At 69.8% G+C, this 17,572-nt stretch carries 18 protein-coding genes; 11 read left to right on the top strand and 7 right to left on the bottom strand.

Annotated features, from left to right (window positions below; genetic code table 11):
• The first annotated feature begins 21 nt into the window (after nucleotides 1–21).
• The 9 genes from ABEG18_RS14115 (at nucleotide 22) to parC (ending at nucleotide 9,876) form a co-directional block, all read left to right on the top strand.
• Nucleotides 22–2,235, top strand: coding sequence for a RelA/SpoT family protein (locus ABEG18_RS14115; protein ID WP_406853685.1), 2,214 nt, complete (start codon nucleotides 22–24; stop codon nucleotides 2,233–2,235).
• A gap of 108 nt (nucleotides 2,236–2,343) precedes the next feature.
• Nucleotides 2,344–2,928 (top strand): orotate phosphoribosyltransferase, encoded by a 585-nt coding sequence (gene pyrE / locus ABEG18_RS14110; RefSeq protein ID WP_406858614.1) that lies wholly within the window; start codon nucleotides 2,344–2,346, stop codon nucleotides 2,926–2,928.
• A gap of 3 nt (nucleotides 2,929–2,931) precedes the next feature.
• Nucleotides 2,932–3,693, top strand: coding sequence for a pyridoxine 5'-phosphate synthase (locus ABEG18_RS14105; RefSeq protein WP_406853684.1), 762 nt, complete (start codon nucleotides 2,932–2,934; stop codon nucleotides 3,691–3,693).
• On the top strand, nucleotides 3,690–4,103 hold the full coding sequence (gene acpS / locus ABEG18_RS14100) for a holo-ACP synthase (RefSeq protein WP_406853683.1): 414 nt from the start codon (nucleotides 3,690–3,692) through the stop codon (nucleotides 4,101–4,103). Before ABEG18_RS14105 ends, acpS begins: the two co-directional genes overlap by 4 nt.
• A 196-nt stretch (nucleotides 4,104–4,299) precedes the next feature.
• Complete coding sequence (lepB, locus tag ABEG18_RS14095) at nucleotides 4,300–5,082, top strand: signal peptidase I (protein WP_406858613.1); 783 nt, start codon at nucleotides 4,300–4,302, stop codon at nucleotides 5,080–5,082.
• 6 nt (nucleotides 5,083–5,088) lie between these two features.
• Nucleotides 5,089–5,793, top strand: a complete 705-nt coding sequence (gene rnc, locus ABEG18_RS14090) for a ribonuclease III (RefSeq protein ID WP_406853682.1) — start codon at nucleotides 5,089–5,091, stop codon at nucleotides 5,791–5,793.
• 3 nt (nucleotides 5,794–5,796) lie between these two features.
• Nucleotides 5,797–6,753 (top strand): GTPase Era, encoded by a 957-nt coding sequence (gene era, locus ABEG18_RS14085; protein WP_406853681.1) that lies wholly within the window; start codon nucleotides 5,797–5,799, stop codon nucleotides 6,751–6,753.
• A gap of 27 nt (nucleotides 6,754–6,780) precedes the next feature.
• On the top strand, nucleotides 6,781–7,533 hold the full coding sequence (gene recO, locus ABEG18_RS14080; RefSeq protein WP_406853680.1) for a DNA repair protein RecO: 753 nt from the start codon (nucleotides 6,781–6,783) through the stop codon (nucleotides 7,531–7,533).
• A 96-nt stretch (nucleotides 7,534–7,629) separates the two neighbouring features.
• On the top strand, nucleotides 7,630–9,876 hold the full coding sequence (parC, locus tag ABEG18_RS14075; protein ID WP_406853679.1) for a DNA topoisomerase IV subunit A: 2,247 nt from the start codon (nucleotides 7,630–7,632) through the stop codon (nucleotides 9,874–9,876).
• A 23-nt stretch (nucleotides 9,877–9,899) separates the two neighbouring features.
• Here the strand turns inward: parC and ABEG18_RS14070 are convergent, their stop codons facing one another.
• The 7 genes from ABEG18_RS14070 to hemB all read right to left on the bottom strand — a co-directional run bounded on the left by ABEG18_RS14070 (nucleotide 9,900) and on the right by hemB (nucleotide 15,730).
• Complete coding sequence (locus ABEG18_RS14070; protein WP_406853678.1) at nucleotides 9,900–10,232, bottom strand: type II toxin-antitoxin system HicB family antitoxin; 333 nt, start codon at nucleotides 10,230–10,232, stop codon at nucleotides 9,900–9,902.
• Nucleotides 10,229–10,489, bottom strand: a complete 261-nt coding sequence (locus ABEG18_RS14065; RefSeq protein ID WP_406853677.1) for a type II toxin-antitoxin system HicA family toxin — start codon at nucleotides 10,487–10,489, stop codon at nucleotides 10,229–10,231. The genes ABEG18_RS14070 and ABEG18_RS14065 overlap by 4 nt, the downstream gene beginning before the upstream one ends.
• Before the next feature lie 63 nt (nucleotides 10,490–10,552).
• The gene (locus ABEG18_RS14060; RefSeq protein ID WP_406853676.1) at nucleotides 10,553–11,299 is read right to left on the bottom strand and encodes an arginyltransferase; all 747 of its coding nucleotides are present in this window, start codon (nucleotides 11,297–11,299) and stop codon (nucleotides 10,553–10,555) included.
• Nucleotides 11,300–11,426: 127 nt separating this feature from the next.
• Complete coding sequence (locus ABEG18_RS14055) at nucleotides 11,427–11,885, bottom strand: RDD family protein (protein WP_406853675.1); 459 nt, start codon at nucleotides 11,883–11,885, stop codon at nucleotides 11,427–11,429.
• Nucleotides 11,886–12,000: 115 nt separating this feature from the next.
• Nucleotides 12,001–13,251, bottom strand: coding sequence for a threonine ammonia-lyase (locus ABEG18_RS14050; protein WP_406853674.1), 1,251 nt, complete (start codon nucleotides 13,249–13,251; stop codon nucleotides 12,001–12,003).
• A 5-nt stretch (nucleotides 13,252–13,256) separates the two neighbouring features.
• Nucleotides 13,257–14,588, bottom strand: a complete 1,332-nt coding sequence (locus ABEG18_RS14045; protein WP_406853673.1) for a branched-chain amino acid ABC transporter permease — start codon at nucleotides 14,586–14,588, stop codon at nucleotides 13,257–13,259.
• A 62-nt stretch (nucleotides 14,589–14,650) separates the two neighbouring features.
• The gene (hemB, locus tag ABEG18_RS14040; RefSeq protein WP_406853672.1) at nucleotides 14,651–15,730 is read right to left on the bottom strand and encodes a porphobilinogen synthase; all 1,080 of its coding nucleotides are present in this window, start codon (nucleotides 15,728–15,730) and stop codon (nucleotides 14,651–14,653) included.
• A gap of 225 nt (nucleotides 15,731–15,955) precedes the next feature.
• Between hemB and ABEG18_RS14035 the strand changes: the two genes are divergently transcribed.
• Nucleotides 15,956–17,071: an enoyl-CoA hydratase/isomerase family protein gene (locus ABEG18_RS14035; RefSeq protein WP_406853671.1), complete on the top strand. Its 1,116-nt coding sequence runs from the start codon at nucleotides 15,956–15,958 to the stop codon at nucleotides 17,069–17,071.
• Nucleotides 17,068–17,499 (top strand): DUF6163 family protein, encoded by a 432-nt coding sequence (locus ABEG18_RS14030; RefSeq protein ID WP_406853670.1) that lies wholly within the window; start codon nucleotides 17,068–17,070, stop codon nucleotides 17,497–17,499. Before ABEG18_RS14035 ends, ABEG18_RS14030 begins: the two co-directional genes overlap by 4 nt.
• The last annotated feature ends 73 nt before the right edge of the window (nucleotides 17,500–17,572 follow it).

Below are 17,572 nucleotides of genomic sequence, written 5' to 3'. Positions count from 1 at the left end.
GATGCGCGAGGTGCGCCGCCCATGATGCGGCAATACGAGCTGGTCGAGCGGGTCAAGAGCTACAATCCGAACGCCGACGAGGCGTTGCTGAACCGCGCCTATGTGTACGCCATGAAGGCGCATGGGACGCAGAAGCGCGCCTCCGGCGATCCCTACATGTCGCATCCGCTCGAGGTCGCCGCGATCCTCACCAAGCTGCGGCTCGACGACGCCACCATCGTGGCGGCGGTGCTGCACGACACGATCGAGGACACCGAGGCGACGCGCGAGGAGATCGACCACCTCTTCGGCCACGAGATCGGCGCGCTGGTCGACGGCCTCACCAAGATCAAGAAGCTCGACCTCGTCTCCAAGAAGGCCGCGCAGGCGGAGAATTTCCGCAAGCTGCTGCTGGCGATCGCCGACGACGTGCGCGTCCTGCTGGTCAAGCTCGCGGACCGCCTCCACAACATGCGCACGCTGCATTTCGTGCCGCCGGAGAAGCGCACCCGCATCGCCGAGGAGACGCTCGACATCTACGCGCCGCTGGCCGGCCGCATGGGCATGCAGGAGATGCGCGAGGAGCTCGAGGACCTCGCCTTCCGGCATTTCTCGCCCGAGGCGCACGGCATGATCCAGGCGCGGCTGGACGAGATCTCCAACAAGAGCGGCGGCGTCATCGAGGAGATCGAGCGCGAGCTCACGGCCAAGCTCGGCGCCCACGGGCTCAAGGCCAGCGTCAAGGGCCGGCGCAAGCGGGCCTACTCCATCTGGAAGAAGATGGAGCGCAAGTCGGTGTCGTTCGAACAGCTCTCCGACATCTTCGGCTTCCGCATCATGGCCGCCGACGTGCCCTCCTGCTACGCGGTGCTGGGCATCGTCCACACCACCTGGCCGGGCGTGCCGGGGCGGTTCAAGGACTACATCTCCACCCCCAAGCAGAACGACTACCGCTCGCTGCACACCACCGTGGTGGGCCCGGGCCGCCAGCGCGTCGAACTGCAGATCCGCACCGAGCAGATGGACCGGATCGCCGAGTTCGGCATCGCCGCCCATGCGCTCTACAAGGACAACCGCGCCGCCGACCGCTCGGCCCTGGCGCGCGAGAGCCGCGCCTATGAGTGGCTGCGCCGCACGGTGGAGACGCTGGCGGAGGGCGACAGCCCCGAGGAGTTCCTGGAGCACACCAAGCTCGAGCTCTTCCACGACCAGGTGTTCTGCTTCACGCCCAAGGGCCGCCTTATCGCGCTGCCGCGCGGGGCGACGCCGATCGACTTCGCCTATGCGGTCCACACCGACGTCGGCAACACGGCGGTCGGCTGCAAGGTCAACGGGCGCATCGTCCCGTTGCTGTCCGAGCTGCACAATGGCGACGAGGTGGAGATCGCCCGGGCCCCGGGCCAGACGCCGCCGGCCGCCTGGGAAGCGATCGTGGTGACCGGCAAGGCGCGGGCCGCCATCCGGCGCGCCACCCGGGCCGCCGTGCGCAAGCAATATGCCGGGCTCGGCCGGCAGATCGTCGAGCGCGCCTTCGAGAGGGGCAAGAAGCCCTTCTCGGAGGAGAAGCTGAAGGCGGCGCTGCCGCGCCTGGCCCGCACCTCGCTGGAGGACGTGCTGGCCGCCGTGGGCCGGGGCGAGATCTTCTCCGGCGACGTCGTCAAGGCCGTGCACCCCGACTACAAGGAGGAGCGCGCGGCGGGTCCCGAGGCCGACCGCACCGAGGGCGGCTGGTTCGGCATCAAGAAGGCCGAGGGTCTCGTCTTCAAGGTGCCGGGAGCGGGCACCGGCGCCGACGCCCGGCGCTCCATCCCGATCCGCGGCCTCAACGGCGACCTGCCCGTCCGCTTCGCGCCCAATGGCGGCGCGGTGCCGGGCGACCGCATCGTCGGCATCCTGACGCCGGGCGACGGCATCACCATCTATCCGATCCAGTCGCCCGCCCTGACGGCCTTCGACGACCAGCCGGACCGCTGGCTGGACGTGCGCTGGGACATCGACGAGACCGAGCCGCAGCGCTTCCCGGCGCAGATCGCCATCACGGCCATCAACGAGCCGGGGACCCTGGCGCAGATCGCCCAGATCATCGGCGATAATGACGGCAACATCGATTCCATCTCGGTGACGGGCAAGAGCACGTCCGACTTCCGCGACGTCGTGATCGACGTGGAGGTCTGGAACCTCAAGCACCTCAACGCCATCATGAACCAGCTCAGGGCCAAGCCCGTGGTGAGCGACGTCCAGCGCGTCAACGGCTGAAGGCGGGTCAGGCCGGGGGATCTTTCGCCGCGACGGCGCTCGCCGCCGGGGCTCTTGCAAGGCTCCGCGCCTTCTGCGATGGCAGAGGCGCTGAAGGGGTGGCGCATGATGACCAAAGACGAGGTTTTGGCTGAGTTCCGCGACGCCGGAGCGCTGCTCGAGGGGCATTTCATTCTGTCGTCGGGCCTTCGCAGCCCGGTGTTCCTGCAGAAGATGTTCATCTTCCAGGATCCGGTGCGCACCGAGCGCCTGTGCAAGGCGCTGGCCGAGAAGGCGCAGGCGGCCTTCGGCACGATCGACGTCGTGGTCTCGCCCGCGGTGGGCGGCATCGTCCCGGGCTACGAGACCGCCCGCCATCTCGGGGCCAAGGCGATCTTCGTGGAGCGCGAGGACGGCCGGTTCCGGCTGCGGCGCGGCTTTGAGATCCCCGAGGGCGCGCGCGTCCTGATGGTGGAGGACATCATCACCACGGGGCTCTCCTCCCGCGAGTGCATCGCGGCCATCCGCGAGCATCCTGGGACGCTGGTCGGCGCGGCGTGCCTGATCGACCGGTCCGGCGGCTCGGCCTCGATCGGGGTCGACCTCGTCAGTCTCGCCCAGCTCGACATTCCCACCTATTCTCCCGACGCGCTGCCGCCCGAGTTGGCCGCCATCCCGGCGACCAAGCCCGGCAGCCGCGGATTGAAGGCCTGAGCCATGCCGCTGCCTCCGCTTCGCCTCGGCGTCAACATCGACCACGTCGCCACCCTGCGCAACGCGCGCGGCGGCGCGAGGCCCGATCCGGTGCGCGCCGCCCTGCAGGCCATCGCGGCCGGGGCGGACGGGATCACGGCGCATCTGCGCGAGGATCGCCGGCATATTCGCGACGAGGACATCCGGCGCCTGCGGGCGGAGATCTCCAAGCCGCTGAATTTCGAGATGGCGGCGACCGACGAGATGGTCGCCATCGCTCTGGCGGTGAAGCCGCACGCCGTGTGCCTCGTGCCCGAGAAGCGGACCGAGCGCACCACTGAGGGCGGGCTCGACGTCGTGAAGGGCCACAACGAGCTCGCGCCCATCGTGCGGCGTCTCGGCGAGGCGGGGAGCCGGGTGAGCCTGTTCATCGAGGCCGACGAAGCCGCCATCCGCATGGCCGTCCAGCTTGGGGCGCCGGTCGTCGAGCTGCATGCCGGGTCGTGGTGCGACGCCGTCGAGCATGGCGAGGCCGACCGCGCCGAAGCCGAGTTCCAGCGCCTGGCGCGCGGCGCGGCGCTGGGCGCGTCTCTCGGCCTGGAGATGCACGCCGGGCACGGGCTCGATTTCGACACGGCCGAGCGGCTGGCCGGCGTGCCGGACTTCGTGGAGTTCAACATCGGCCATTTCCTGATCGGCGAGGCCGTGTTCGTCGGCCTCGACGCCGCGATCGCGCGGATGCGCGCCGCCATGACGGCCGGCCGGGAGCGGGCGACCCGGGCATGATCATCGGCATCGGCTCGGATCTGTGCGACATCCGGCGGATCGAGCAGACGCTGGAGCGCTACAAGGACCGCTTCGTCGCGCGCTGCTTCACCCCCGTCGAGCAGGCCAAGGCCGAACGCCGCGCCGACCGCGCCGGGACCTACGCCAAGCGCTTCGCTGCCAAGGAGGCCTGCTCCAAGGCGCTCGGCACGGGCTTCCATCAAGGCGTGTTCATGCGCGACATGGGCGTGGTGAACCTGCGCTCCGGCGCCCCCACCATGGCGCTCACGGGCGGCGCGGCGGAGCGCCTGAAGGCGCTGACGCCTCCCGGCCACGAGGCCGTCATCCATGTGACGCTGACCGACGAGCACCCGCTCGCCCAGGCCTTCGTGATCATCGAGGCGCGGCTGGTGGCGCCGGCGGGCGCCTGAAGGCGGACAGCCGCCCGGCATCCCGCCGGGATCCCCGAGGCCGCCGCGCCCAGCCGCGTTGCCTTGGGCCGAGGCGAGGTCTATACCGGCGCCGGGCGTCCCGGGTGCGGCAGGCCGCCGGACCGGCCATCGTCAGGACGACAGTCTCGCGGGGTCTGTCCCGGGACGTGCGATCGGGGCGCGATGAGGACGCATGATGACGGAGCCGACCCGCGTGGCGAAGACGACGAAAACGGCCGATGAGGGCGGCGTCCTCGAGACGATCAAGGTCGTCGTCCAGGCGCTCCTGATCGCCCTGGTGGTGCGCACCTTCCTGTTCCAGCCGTTCAACATTCCGTCCGGGTCGCTGATCCCGACCCTGCTGATCGGCGACTACCTGTTCGTGTCGAAATACAGCTACGGCTATTCCAAATATTCGTTCCCATTCAGCCCGCCGCTCTTCAACGGCCGCGTCTGGGCGGCGGAACCTCAGCGCGGCGACATCGCGGTGTTCAAGCTGCCGCGGGACAACTCGACCGACTACATCAAGCGCGTCATCGGCCTGCCGGGCGACCGCATCCAGATGGTCGACGGCATCCTCACCATCAACGGCCAGGCCATCAAGAAGGAGGCCGTCGGCAAGCAGGACGTCTCCGCCGGCGCCGGCTACCGCGACCGGGCCACCTTCTATCGCGAGACGCTGCCCAACGGCATCAGCTACGTCATCCAGGAGCTGGACATCTACGGCAACAAGCTCGGCCGCAACACGCCGGTCTACCAGGTGCCGGCCGGCAATTTCTTCATGATGGGCGACAACCGCGACAACTCTCTCGACAGCCGCGACATGACCTCCCAGGGCGTCGGCTACGTGCCGTTCGAGAACTTCGTCGGGCGCGCCGAGATCATCTTCTTCTCGGTCAACGAGGAGGGCGCGGCCTGGAAGGTGTGGGAGTGGCCCTGGACGGTGCGCTGGAACCGCCTGTTCAAGCCCGTGCACTGAGGGTCCATGGCCCGCCGACCCAAGCCCGACCTCGCCGTCCTGGAACACTCCATCGGCCACGTCTTCAAGGACCGCGCGCTCATCGACCGGGCGCTCACCCATATCAGCGCGCTCCCCGGCACGCCGGCGAACGGACCGCACTACCAGCGGCTGGAGTTCCTGGGCGACCGCGTGCTCGGCCTGGCGGTGGCCGAGATGCTCTACCGCGCCTTCCCGAAGGCCAGCGAGGGCGAGCTCTCGCGCCGGCTCGGCCATCTGGTCCGCAAGGAGACCTGCGCCGAAGTCGCCCTGCAGTGGGACGTCGGGCCTTTCATCCGCCTCGGGATCGGGGAAAGCCAGTCGGGCCTGCGCAAGAAGGAAGCCATTCTGGGCGACGTCTGCGAGGCGGTGATCGCTGCGGTTTATCTGGACGGCGGCTTTGAGGCGGCGCAGGCTCTCGTGGAGCGCGCGTTCGGGCCCAAGATGAGCGAGCCCGGCCGGGCGACCCGCGATCCCAAGTCGATGCTGCAGGAATGGGCGCTGGGCCTCGCGCGTCCGGTGCCGGTCTATGAGGAGCGCGTCCGGTCCGGGCCGGACCACGCGCCGATGTTCCGGATCGCCGCCGTCGTCGCGGGCTTCGAGCCCTGCGACGGGGAGGGGCGGTCCAAGAGGCTGGCCGAACAGGCCGCCGCCGAAGCGTTTCTGCGCCGCGAAGGCGTTCTGAAGGATTGAACGATGACCGATGAACCCGCCACGACCGAGCCGCGGGCGCCCGCCTCCGAGACGGAGCGCGAGGGCAGCCGTTGCGGCTTCGTGGCCCTGATCGGCGCGCCGAACGCCGGCAAGTCGACGCTGATCAACGCCCTCGTGGGCGCGAAGGTGTCGATCGTGTCGCGCAAGGTGCAGACGACGCGCGCGCTCGTGCGGGGCATCGCCCTGGAGGGCGCGTCGCAGATCATCGTGGTCGACACGCCCGGCATCTTCGCCCCGAAGCGCCGGCTCGACCGCGCCATGGTGACCTCCGCCTGGGGCGGCGCGGGCGACGCCGACGTGGTCGCCCTGTTGGTGGACGCCCGCAAGGGCGTCGACGAGGAGGTCGAGTCGATCCTGGAGAAACTGGGTGAGCTGAAGCGGCCCAAGGTGTTGATCCTGAACAAGATCGATACCGTGGACCGGACCCGGCTGCTGGCCCTGGCGCAGGACCTCAACGCCCGCCACGCCTTCCGCGAGACCTTCATGATCTCCGCCCTCAACGGCGACGGGGTCGACAAGGTGCGGCAGGTGCTGGCCGGCATGATGGCCGAGGGGCCATGGCTCTACCCCGAGGACCAGGTCTCGGACGCGCCGCTGCGCATCCTGGCCGCGGAGATCACCCGCGAGAAGATGTTCGAGCGCCTGCATGACGAGCTGCCCTACCAGTCCACCGTCGAGACCGACCAGTGGACGGTGATGAAGGACGGTTCGGCCCGGGTGGAGCAGACGATCTACGTGACGCGCGAGAGCCAGCGCAAGATCGTGCTGGGCAAGGGCGGGCAGACCATCAAGGCGATCGGCGAGATGTCCCGCAAGGAGATCGCGGAGGCGGCCGAGACGAAGGTTCACCTCTTCCTCTTCGTCAAGGTGCGGGAGAACTGGGCCGACGACCCGGCCCGCTACCGCGAGATGGGCCTGGAGTTCCCGCGCGGAGGCTGAGCAGACCATCAGGGAGGCCCGCCGGCCTTGGAGTGGCGTGACGAGGGCATCGTACTGGGCGTGCGCCGGCACGGGGAGGGCAGCGCCCTCGTCGAGCTGATGACGCGCGAGCACGGCCGCCATTCGGGCCTCGTGAGGGGCGCGCGGTCGTCCCGCATGGCCCCGGTGCTGCAGGCCGGGAACGCCGTCCAGGCGGTGTGGCGGGCGCGGCTCGACGAGCATCTGGGCTCGTACCAGATCGAGGGCGCGAGCATGAGGGCCGCCCAGTTGATGGGCTCGCCGGCCGCGCTCTACGGCCTTTCGGTGCTGGGCGCCCTGGTGCGGCTCCTGCCCGAGCGAGACCCGCATCCGGCCGTCTACGAGGCGCTCGGCGTCGTGATCGGCGCGCTGGACGACCCGGCGCTCGCCGCTGCGCTCGTCATCCGCTTCGAGCTCGCGATCCTGACCGAGCTCGGCTTCGGGCTCGACCTGCTGCAATGCGCCGTCACGGGCGGCCGCGACGACCTCTCTTACGTGTCGCCCAAATCGGGAAGGGCGGTCAGCGAGGGCGCCGCGGGGCCCTGGCGCGACAAGCTGCTGGCGTTGCCGGCTTTTCTGCGCGACGGGCAGGGCCGGCCGCTGCCCCGGCGCGAGGAGCTCGCCGCCGGCTTCGCACTCACGGGCCATTTCCTCGCCCGCCACGTCTACGAGCCCCGCGGCCTGGCCGCGCCCGAGACCCGCGCCGCCTTCATCGCGGCGGCCCTGGACACGGGCGAGCGCGAGGCGAAGCGCGGTGGATAACGGCGCTCGCGCAGGGGGGCGGCGGCTTGCGCCGACTCTGGACGTTCGCTAAGCGTTCACGGTGGTCCGTCCCGCTGCGGGACGAAAGAGGGTCGCATGGGCAAGCCGGTCGAGCCGCCTCCCGGGGGAGGGGTCGAGAGCATCAGTCTGAAGGAGGCGCTGGAAGAGCGCTACCTCGCCTATGCGCTCTCCACGATCATGCACCGCGCCCTGCCGGACGCCCGGGACGGGCTGAAGCCGGTGCATCGGCGCATCCTGCACGCCATGCGGCTCTTGCGGCTCGATCCGGGGACCGCCTTCAAGAAATGCGCTCGCATCGTCGGCGACGTCATCGGCAAGTTCCACCCGCATGGCGACCAGGCCGTCTACGACGCGCTGGTGCGTCTGGCGCAGGACTTCGCGCAGCGCTACCCGCTGGTCGACGGCCAGGGAAATTTCGGCAATATCGACGGCGATAACGCCGCCGCCTACCGCTACACCGAAGCCCGCATGACCGAGGTGGCGCGGCTGCTGCTGGAGGGCATCGACGAGGACGCGGTCGACTTCCGCGACACCTATAACGGCGAGGACGAGGAGCCGATCGTGCTCCCGGCCGCCTTCCCGAACCTGCTCGCCAACGGGTCGCAGGGCATCGCGGTGGGCATGGCGACGTCGATCCCGCCGCACAACGCCGCCGAGCTCTGCGACGCGGCGCTCTACCTGATCGGCCACCCCAAGGCCACCTCCGAGCAGCTCCTGACCTTCGTGCCCGGGCCCGACTTCCCGACCGGCGGCGTCATCGTCGAGCCCCGGCCCAGCATGCTGGAGACCTACAAGACGGGCCGCGGCTCGTTCCGGGTGCGGGCGCGCTGGGAGAAGGAGGAGACCAGCCGGGGCAACTGGGTCGTGGTGATCACCGAGATCCCCTATCTGGTGTCCAAGGGCCGCCTGATTGAGAAGCTGGCGGAGCTGCTGAACGAGAAGAAGCTGCCGCTCGTCGGCGACGTCCGCGACGAATCGGCCGAGGACGTGCGCGTCGTGATCGAGCCGCGGGCGCGCACCGTCGACCCGGCGATCATGATGGAATCGCTGTTCCGGCTGTCCGAGCTGGAAAGCCGCATCGGCATGAACATGAACGTGCTGTCGGGGGGCGTCATCCCCCGCGTGCTCGGTCTGGCCGAGGCCCTGCGCGAGTGGCTCGACCACCGCCGCGTCGTGCTGCTGCGGCGCTCGCGCCACCGCCTCGCCCATATCGAGAAGCGCCTGGAGATCCTCCAGGGCATGCTGATCGTCTATCTGGACCTCGACCGGGTGATCAAGATCATCCGCGAGGAGGACGAGCCGAAGCTCGAACTGATGCGCGTCTTCGAGCTGACCGAGAACCAGGCCGAGGCGATCCTCAACACGCGCCTGCGGTCGCTGCGCAAGCTGGAGGAGATGGAGCTCAAGCGCGAGCTCACCAGCCTTGAGGCCGAGAAGGGCCAGATCGAGGCGCTGCTCGGCTCCGAGGACGCCCAGTGGAAGACGATCTCGTGGGAGATCCGGGAGGTCCGCAAGACCTTCGGGCCGGAGACCAAGATCGGCAAGCGCCGCACCAGCTTCGCCGACGCGCCGGACGCCTCCACGGTCGACCTCGCCGAGGCCATGGTGGAGCGCGAGCCGCTCACAGTGGTGGTCACCCAGAAAGGCTGGATCCGCGCCCTGAAGGGGCATGTCCAGGATCTCTCGTCGCTGCAGTTCAAGGGCGACGACGCTCTGCACACCTCCTTCTTCTCCGAGAGCACGGCGAAGATCCTGGTGCTGGCGACGAACGGCAAGGTGTTCACCCTGGAGGCCTCGCGCCTGCCGGGCGGGCGCGGCTTCGGGGACCCGGTGCGCCTCCTGGCCGATATCGACCAGGGCGCCGAGATCGTGCATGTCTGGCCTCATCGGCCGGGCGCGAAGCTGCTGTTCTGCTCCACCGAGGGGCGCGGCTTCGTGGCGACCTCCGACGACGTGGTGGCCAACACCAAGAAGGGCAAGCAGGTGCTCAATGTCGACGACCCGCATCGGGCGGCCCTTGTCGTCCCGGCGGAGGGCGACCATGTCGCCGTCGTCGGCGAGAACCGCAAGCTGCTGGCCTTCCCGCTGTCGCAGCTGCCCGAGATGGGCCGCGGCAAGGGCGTGCGCCTGCAGCGCTACAAGGACGGCGGCGTCTCCGACGTGAAGGTCTTCCGCATCGCCGAAGGCCTGACCTGGCTCGACACCTCGGGCCGCACCTGGACGGTGGCGAAGCCCGAACTGGACGGCTGGCTCGGCAACCGCACCGAGGCCGGGCGCCTGCCGCCCAAGGGCTTCCCAAAGAGCAACAAGTTTAGCGGGTAGGCGGGAGCCAAGGCTCGACTCGGCTAACGCACGGCCTCGCGCTCGATCACGGACGCGATCCACTTGTTCAGGCTTACGCCGGCCCGCTTGGCGGCCGTGACGGCGGCGCGGTGGACGGGTGGCTCGACCCGCACCACGAATTGACCCGAATAGGGCTTTTCCGGCTCTTCCCCGCGCTCCTTGCAGAAGGATAGGTAGTCTTCTACGGACTCCTCGAGCGCTTTCTTCAGCTCGACGACCGAGCGCCCTGCGAACGTGATGACATCCCGCAGGTTCATCACCTCGCCGTGGAAAATCTCCGCGTCCTCGTCATAGGCCACAAGAGCCTCGTAGCCCTTGTACGACATGGTGTTCATGACCCGAAACCTGCTTCGGACAAGAAGCGCCGTACTGACTTCAGCGCGCCCTTGTCTGTTTCCTTGTGCGGATGCGGCCGATGGAAGATCGCTCGCACGCCATTCAATGCGATGCGAACACGCGACCCGCTTCCTTCACTGACCTGTGCGCCACATGCCAGCATGAGACTCTCGATGTCGCGCCACGCCACGTCTGCACGAACGGGATCGGCGTAGACCGCCGCCAAAGTCGCGCGGTCCTTGCTGCTAAGAGCCATTCAGTATCACAATTCAGTATCAAATAAAAGCTGACTCGGAGGGCCGCTGCTGGCCTGATGGGACTATTCCACCCGCTGCCAGCCATGCGGCAGCAGCCGCTCCTGCGGGGTGAAGCGGGCCTTGTAGGCCATCTTGGGCGAGCCCTCGACCCAGTAGCCGAGATAGACATAGGGCAGGCCCATGCGGCGGGCGCGCTCGATGTGGTCGAGGATCATGTAGGTGCCGAGGCTGCGCTCGCCCTCGTCCGGATCGAAGAACGAGTAGACCATCGACAGCCCGTCGCCGAGCACGTCGGTGAGGCCGCAGGCGAGCAGCGGGCCGACGCCGCGGCCATTGATGCCCGTGTCGGGGCCGCGGCGGCGGAACTCGATCATGCGCGTCTCGACATGCGAGTCCTCCACCATCATGGCGAAGTCGAGCGCCGTCATGTCGGCCATGCCGCCCGAGGCGTGGCGTGAATCCAGATAGTGGCGGAACAGGGAATACTGCTCGGAGGTGGGTGTGTTCTCGCGCATCTCGCCGACGAGGCCGGCGTTGGCGTCCATCACCTTGCGCATGTTGCGGGAGGGCCTGAACTCGTCGACCAGCACGCGCACGGAAACGCAGGCCCGGCAGCCGTCGCAGGCCGGCCGGTAGGCGATCGTCTGCGAGCGGCGGAAGCCGCCATGGGTGAGGACGTCGTTCAGTTCATGGGCGCGCTTGCCGATCAGGTGGGTGAACACCTTGCGCTCGAGCTTGCCCTTCAGGTAGGGGCAGGCCGTCGGCGCCGTCAGGTAGAATTGCGGCTGATCGCGGGATTGAGTCGTCAATCCAAAGTCCTCGCCTCAGGTCTGCGCGATCACTCCGGGACGGGAACACGACGCACCTTCCCGACAGGATAGCACCAGCGGGACGAGCCTCAAGCCCATCCCGCCGGTTGTAAAGTTCAATTTACAATCAGGAGCCGCGGCGGACCGCGATCAGCCCGGCCAGCAGGTCGTGCAGCAGCCGGCGGTCCTCGCGGACGAGGCCGATGAGCAGCACCAGCGGGGTCAGCGTGGTGACGCTGACATAGAACAGCACCGCATGGGCGGCGGCCACGATGAACGGGGCCGTGCGGCCGCTCGTCGTGCGGATCTCGACGCCAAACATGCGCTGCCCGATCGTGCCGCGACGCGGGCCCGAAATCGTGATCCCGTTGTAGAGCAGCGCCACGGTGGGCCAGAGCGGGGCGAGGAGAAGCCAGCTCAACCCGAACGTGAACACGCCCATCACCAGGAGCGCGAAGGCGAAGATCGCCCACAGTACGCCGATGACGACGAAGTCGACCAGCAGCGCACCGATCCGGCCGGCGATCACGCCGGACACGTCCGCCTGGCGATAGGCGGTGTAGGTGACGACAGGCTCGTGGGTCATCGCAGTCCTTTCACGTCCCGCCCGTGCGGCGGGGCATCTCCCGCCCGCGGCGGTGTCGCGCCATGATGTGGCCCCGGAGGGCCCGGCCTTCAAGACGCCGGCCGCGGCGCCGGCGTCAGACGCTGCGCCGGTCGATGCGCTTGGGGGCGAGGCCGTCGGCGGCCAGGGCCTCCAGCACCTGGCGGGTGTGCTCCTCGCCGCGGGTCTCCACCGTGACGTCGATGGAGACGCCCTTGGCGGGCACGTCGAGGAAGAGCCGCCCGTGCGAGACCTCCAGGATGTTGGCGCCGAGTTCGCCGAGGCGGGATGCGATGGCGCCGAGCAGGCCCGGCCGGTCCGCCGTGGTGATGCGGAAGGAGGCGATCCGCTCCTCCCGCTCCAGCGAGCGCACCATGATGGCGGCCAGGAGCCTGGCGTCGATGTTGCCGCCGCACAGGATGAGGCCGACCTTCAGCCCCTTGAACCGCTCCGGCTCGGCCAGCAGCGCGGCGAGCCCGGCCGCCCCGGCGCCTTCCGCCATGCTGCGGGCCAGCGTGGCGAAGCAGTTCACCCCGCGCTCGATGGCCGGCTCGTCGACGAGCAGGATGTCCTCCACGAGGTCGCGCACGATGGGCAGCGTCAGGCTGCCGACGGTCTTGACCGCGATGCCTTCGGCCAGCGTCGGGCCGCCGATGGGGCGATCGAGGCCCTGGATGGCGTTGACGAAGGACGGGTAGAGCGCCGCCTCCACGCCGATGATGCGGATCGCCGGCTTCAGCGCCTTGGCCGAGATGGCGTTGCCGGCGCAAAGCCCGCCGCCGCCGATGGGGATCACCAGCATGTCGAGGTCGGGCCGCTCGGCCAGCATCTCCAGCGCGATGGTGCCCTGGCCGGCGATGACGGCGGGGTCGTCATAGGGATGCACGAGCACGAGGTCGCGTTCGGCGCGCAGCGCCTCGCAGCGCTCGCGGGCCTCGTAGAGGGTCTCGCCGTCGAGCACCACGGCGGCCCCGTAGCTGCGCGTGTTCTCGACCTTCACCAGCGGCGTGGTGGCCGGCATCACGATGGTGGCCGGGATCCCCAGGAGGCCCGCATGGTAGGCGACCGCCTGGGCGTGGTTGCCGGCCGACATGGTGACGACGCCGCGCCGGCGTTCGCCCGGCGTCAGCTGCGACAGCCGGTTCAGCGCGCCGCGCTCCTTGAAGGAGCCGGTCGACTGCATGTTCTCGTATTTCACGAAGACGTTTGCGCCCGTCAGCGCCGAGAGGCGCGGGGCGGGGAGCATCGGCGTCTTCTGCACCCGCCCCTCGATGGTGCGGGCGGCCGCGCGGACATCGTCGAGGGTGACGCAGAAGGGGGAGGGGGCTGGGCTCGCAGGTTCCGTCATGGCGGTCAGACCCGTCTGGGCAAGAGGTCCCGCCATCCGAAGAGCCCGCCCGGGCGAAGGCCGAGCGTGATGCTGAGCAGGGCGTAGATGGCGATGTCCCTGGATTCCAGGGGCATCGTAGCCGACCACAGCGCTTCCGCCAGTCCGATCACGACGCCTCCGGCCAATCCTCCGCCGACCGAGCCGATCCCGCCGATGATGGCGGCCACCAGCGCCTTGAGGCCGAGCGTCAGGCCATAGCCGAAGCCGACGCCGCCCCAATAGGCCGTGATCACGAAGCCGGCCAGCCCGGCCAGGGCCGAGGACAGCGCGAAGGTGGCGAGGAAGATGCGCCGGCTGTCGACGCCAAAGAGCGCCGCCGCGCCGGGATCGTCCGCGAAGGCCCGCCAGGCCCGGCCGAACCGCGTCCGCCGCATGACGACGAGCAGCGCCGCCCCGGCCGCGAAGGACACGACGGTGACCAGCAGGGCGATGGGCGTGAAGGTGGTGACGAAGTCGCCCGAGCGCAGGAGCGGGACGGGGGCGTTCATCACGGGCGGCGCCCAGCGCAGGTCGTTGCCCTGGGTCAGGCGCTGGAATTCGGACAGCGCCATCATCAGTCCCGTGGTGGCGATCAGGATCGGCAGGCCGGGGCCCGCCACCAGCGGGGCCACCACCAGCCGGCCGCTCACCATGCCGTAGAGGCTCGCGGCGTAGATCGACAGCGCCGCCGCCACGGCGAGCCCCGCCAAGGGGTCGCGCGCGCCCAACTGCACCGCCAGCGTGACGCCGAGCAGGGCGCCATAGCCGCCCAGCGCCGCGATCTCGCCGAAGCCGAACACGATGCGGCCCACCAGCCCGTAGATGAGCGAGTAGGCGGCGGCCAGCAGCCCGTAGACGGCCGCCTGCGGCAGGCCGCCGACCACCTGCTGCAGCGCATAGGCGACGGCGTGCGGAACGGCGGGCACATCGGCGGCTTCCGGCGCGCCGGGATCCTCCAGCAGCGCCTCGGGGGAGCCGAGATAGAAGCGCTTCAGATAGAGGAACGCCGCTTCGCCGAGCGGACCGCGCTCGGTGGCCACCCCGGTCAGCTCCGGCCGGCCGCCCGATTCGGCGAATCGGCAGGCGATGAAACGCGTCCGCGACGGCTCGCCCGGCGGCTCCGCCCGATAGACGATCCGCAGGCCGCGATGGTCCTCCGCCGGGGTCTGCCGGCCCAGCGTGAGGACGCTGCCGGCGGGATTGAGGGCCGGGATCACGGTCCGGCAGATCCGCGCCTGATCGGTGTCGATCAGCGTGGCGCAACCGGCGATGGCCAGGAAGAGAATCGCCGGGACTACGGCGTACGGGCGGAGCATTCCGGCAGGATAACCACGTCGGCGGGCCTGTCACGGCCCGCGGCGGCGACCGAGGGTTGGACTCAGCCCTCGCGCTTCAGCTTCTCGGCGACGGCCGGAGCGAAATAGGTGAGGACGCCGTCGGCGCCGGCGCGCTTGAAGGCGATGAGGCTCTCCACCATCGCTTTGTCGCCGTCGAGCCAGCCATTGGCGGCGGCGGCGCGAATCATCGCGTATTCGCCCGACACCTGGTAGGCGAAGGTCGGGACCGCGAAGGTCTCCTTCACGCGCCGGACGATGTCCAGATAGGGCATGCCGGGCTTCACCATGACCATGTCGGCGCCTTCCTCGAGGTCGAGCGCCACCTCGCGGATGGCCTCGTCGCCGTTGCACGGGTCCATCTGATAGGTGCGCTTGTCGCCCGACAGCACGGCGCCGCTGCCCACGGCCTCGCGGAACGGGCCATAGAAGGCGGAGGCGTATTTGGCCGCATAGGCCATGATCTGCACGTCGCTGAGGCCGGCGCGGTCGAGACCCGACCGGATGGCGCCGACCCGGCCGTCCATCATGTCGGAGGGGGCCACGATGTCGGACCCGGCCTCGGCCTGGTTGAGCGCCTGGCGCACCAGCACGGCGACGCTCTCGTCGTTGAGGATGACGCCGTCCTGGAGCAGGCCGTCATGGCCGTGGCTGGTGTAGGGGTCGAGCGCGACGTCGGTGAGGATGCCGATATGGGGCACGGCCTGCTTGACGGCCCGGCAGGCGCGGCAGACCAGGTTGTCCGGGTTGAGGGCCTCGGCCCCGACGGCGTCCTTCAGGCCCGGATCGGTGTAGGGAAAGAGCGCGATCGCCGGGATGCGGAGCTCTGCGGCGCGCTCCGCCTCGCGGACGATCTCGTCGACGCTGAGGCGCTCGACGCCCGGCATCGACCCCACCGGGATGCGCACGCCGCGCCCCTCGACGACGAAGAGCGGCCAGATGAGGTCGTTGGCGGTGAGCACGTTCTCGCGCACGAGGCGGCGGGCCCACTCGGACTTGCGATTGCGGCGGGGCCGGTGGGTCAGGTCGAGGCGCGGGCCGCGGAGCTCGGCGGCGGCTTCGTCCCGCAGGGCGGGCGATCCCAGCGGGGCTGGGCTCTGGAACGGGGTGACCCGGGACGCCATCGGCGTGTCCTCCGCAGATCGGCGTCCCTGATGCCGGGCGCCAGGTTGGAAGATTTCTGAACTTCCCAGTATCACCAACCCGGTTCGCCTGAAAGCGGCCAAGGGCCGCGCCCGCATTTGTACTCATCCGGCGGGAGGGGTTGCGCGTTGACGCGGAGGGAGTCGCAAGCTTCACTCCGCCCGCGACCTGACCGGCCGCTTCGATCCCTCCGACATGAGCGCCTCATGACCCGATCGCCGCAACCGCCCGAGAGCCCCGCAGCGACCGACGCCGCAACAGCCGGCGTCGAAGCGATCTGCGAGGTGCGCGGCGCCGCCGGAGTCATCGTGCTCAACCGGCCCAAGGCGCTGAACGCCGTGACGCTGGGCATGGTGCGGGCGATCCGCAAGGCGCTCGACGCCTGGGCGGCGGACCCCCGGGTGACCCGGGTGGTCATCGCCGGGACGGGCGAGAAGGCGTTCTCGGCGGGCGGGGACATCCGCCAGCTCTACGAGCTCGGCAAGGCCGGCCGGCGGGAGGAAGCGCTCGTCTTCTGGCGCGAGGAATACGCCCTGAACGCTCTGATCCAGGGTTACCGCAAGCCCTATGTGGCGCTGATCGACGGCATCGTCATGGGCGGAGGCGTGGGGCTGTCCCTGCATGGCAGCCACCGGGTGGCCGGCGAGCGCTATCTGTTCGCCATGCCGGAGGTGGCGATCGGCTTCTTCCCGGACGTGGGCGCGACCTATGCGCTGCCGAGGCTTCCGGGCGAGACCGGCGTCTGGCTGGCCCTGACGGGGGCCCGCGTCAAGGCGGCCGACGCGCTGGCGCTGGGTCTGGCCACCCATGCGGCGCCGTCCTCGGCCTTTCCGGCGATCATGGACGCGCTCGTGGCGGGCGAGCCTGTCGACGCGGCGCTGACGGCCCACGCCCGCCCGCCGGGCGAGGCGCCGGTCGCGGCGCTCCGGGCCGAGATCGACCAGTGTTTCGTCGGGCTGAGCGTCGCCGAGATCCTGGAGCGTCTCGACACCCATGCGGCTGCCGGGTCGGAGTTCGCCTCCGATGCGGCCGCCATCATCCGCGACCGCTCGCCCACCAGCCTCTCGGTGGCGCTGGAGCAGATGCGGCGCGGCAAGGACATGGACTTCGCCGAGGCGATGCGCACCGAGTTCCGCATCGTGTCGCGCATGGTCGATACGCCCGACTTCTACGAAGGCGTGAGGGCCGCCGTGATCGACAAGGACCAGTCTCCCCGATGGTCGCCGGCGTCGCTGTCGCATGCGACCGCCGAGAAGGCGGCGGCTTATTTCGCGCCGCTGCCGCCCGACCAGGAGCTCGACCTGCCGGAGCAGGGCGCGTGAGGGCCGAGCAGCATCGCAGCCAGTCGCTCCAGGAACCCGGCGCCGACCGCGCCGGCGTGCCGTGGGACCGCGCGCTGGTGACCTTCATGCGGCTGATGGCGGCAGTGTGGGTGGTCAAGGGCCTGTCCTACTGGCTCACCATCCTGGGCGTCGACCCCCTGGGCGGGGCGACCTTCGAGGCGCTGTCGCCGGCCGGCCGGGCGGTGGTGATCGTGTTCGCCGTGCTGGACCTCGTGGCCAGCGTCGGGCTGTGGCTGACCAGCACCTGGGGCGGGGTGATGTGGCTGCTGGCGATCATGAGCCACATCCTGGTGGGGAGCTTCGCGCCGGTCGGGCCCCAGGCGCTGGGGATTGGGATGGTGGTCGCGGAGGGCGCCGCCGTGATCGTCTACATCATCCTGTCCTGGCTGGCGGCGCGGGACGTCTAGCGGCGTCGCCGCCGCGTGAGTCAACGAAGTGCAAACGGGCGAGATGAGTAGCATTTAAGCTTGATTCACCCCA

The organism is Alsobacter sp. KACC 23698, from assembly GCF_045348435.1.
In the GTDB taxonomy this organism is placed as follows: Bacteria; Pseudomonadota; Alphaproteobacteria; order Rhizobiales; family Beijerinckiaceae; genus Alsobacter.
The sequence above is the reverse complement of the archived record's forward strand: the minus strand, read 5'-3'. Positions and strand labels throughout refer to the sequence as shown.

Coding starts and splice junctions, on each gene's coding strand:
- ABEG18_RS14035 (WP_406853671.1), top strand. CDS start 15,956: ATGACCCGATCGCCGCAACCGCCCGAGAGCCCCGCAGCGACCGACGCC.
- pyrE (WP_406858614.1), top strand. CDS start 2,344: ATGACCAAAGACGAGGTTTTGGCTGAGTTCCGCGACGCCGGAGCGCTG.
- rnc (WP_406853682.1), top strand. CDS start 5,089: ATGGCCCGCCGACCCAAGCCCGACCTCGCCGTCCTGGAACACTCCATC.
- ABEG18_RS14045 (WP_406853673.1), bottom strand. CDS start 14,588: ATGCTCCGCCCGTACGCCGTAGTCCCGGCGATTCTCTTCCTGGCCATC.
- ABEG18_RS14070 (WP_406853678.1), bottom strand. CDS start 10,232: ATGAACACCATGTCGTACAAGGGCTACGAGGCTCTTGTGGCCTATGAC.
- lepB (WP_406858613.1), top strand. CDS start 4,300: ATGACGGAGCCGACCCGCGTGGCGAAGACGACGAAAACGGCCGATGAG.
- acpS (WP_406853683.1), top strand. CDS start 3,690: ATGATCATCGGCATCGGCTCGGATCTGTGCGACATCCGGCGGATCGAG.
- ABEG18_RS14115 (WP_406853685.1), top strand. CDS start 22: ATGATGCGGCAATACGAGCTGGTCGAGCGGGTCAAGAGCTACAATCCG.
- era (WP_406853681.1), top strand. CDS start 5,797: ATGACCGATGAACCCGCCACGACCGAGCCGCGGGCGCCCGCCTCCGAG.
- ABEG18_RS14055 (WP_406853675.1), bottom strand. CDS start 11,885: ATGACCCACGAGCCTGTCGTCACCTACACCGCCTATCGCCAGGCGGAC.
- ABEG18_RS14065 (WP_406853677.1), bottom strand. CDS start 10,489: ATGGCTCTTAGCAGCAAGGACCGCGCGACTTTGGCGGCGGTCTACGCC.
- ABEG18_RS14050 (WP_406853674.1), bottom strand. CDS start 13,251: ATGACGGAACCTGCGAGCCCAGCCCCCTCCCCCTTCTGCGTCACCCTC.
- hemB (WP_406853672.1), bottom strand. CDS start 15,730: ATGGCGTCCCGGGTCACCCCGTTCCAGAGCCCAGCCCCGCTGGGATCG.
- ABEG18_RS14105 (WP_406853684.1), top strand. CDS start 2,932: ATGCCGCTGCCTCCGCTTCGCCTCGGCGTCAACATCGACCACGTCGCC.
- parC (WP_406853679.1), top strand. CDS start 7,630: ATGGGCAAGCCGGTCGAGCCGCCTCCCGGGGGAGGGGTCGAGAGCATC.